Here is a 488-nt window from a genome sequence, read left to right as displayed (position 1 = left end):
GTTAAACTTGATCGTTTCATCTTTCTATTTCTGTAGAAAGTACTTCTTGATATTCCAAACAGTTGGGTTAACTTTGAAATTGGCAATTGGTTTTTGTGTTGCTCGATAAAACGAATCATATTTTCTTGTGTCACCACCTTTCTTTGGAAAAGAATTTTTTTAGTAATTCTAGTTCTTTCTCTCTGTCTTGTAATGTTTGATAAATGGAAGCTTCCTGTTCTAAAGGACGCCCTGAAGAAGCTTTTAAACGGTGAATTTCACCCTTCAAATACCACTGTTTCCATTTATAGATTGTTCCTCTTCCTGGAATATTAAATTCTTCCCGAAGGGAAGAACCCGATTCTCCCGCTAATAACCTCTCAATAATTTGAATCTTTAATGTTTCCGGATAATAATTATGTTTTGCCATTAGAAAAACACCTCCAAATTTATTTTACTAAATTTGAGGTGCTCTTTTTTAATTGTATCTAATTATAGTGTCAGTTCCA

Annotated in this window: 1 protein-coding gene; it reads right to left on the bottom strand. The window is 32.8% G+C overall.

The genetic code is table 11. The features are described from left to right. Positions 1-130: 130 nt before the first annotated feature. Entirely contained in the window at positions 131-409 is a 279-nt protein-coding gene (locus RV04_RS12970; protein WP_071858867.1) for a helix-turn-helix domain-containing protein, read from the bottom strand. Positions 410-488: the final 79 nt, after the last annotated feature.

Origin of the sequence: Enterococcus hermanniensis, from assembly GCF_001885945.1 — a bacterium.
Classification (GTDB): Bacteria; Bacillota; Bacilli; order Lactobacillales; family Enterococcaceae; genus Enterococcus_A; species Enterococcus_A hermanniensis.
The sequence above is the reverse complement of the archived record's forward strand: the minus strand, read 5'-3'. Positions and strand labels throughout refer to the sequence as shown.

Excerpts from the sequence above, each read along its gene's own strand:
- RV04_RS12970 (WP_071858867.1), bottom strand. The coding sequence starts at position 409 with ATGGCAAAACATAATTATTATCCGGAAACATTAAAGATTCAAATTATT.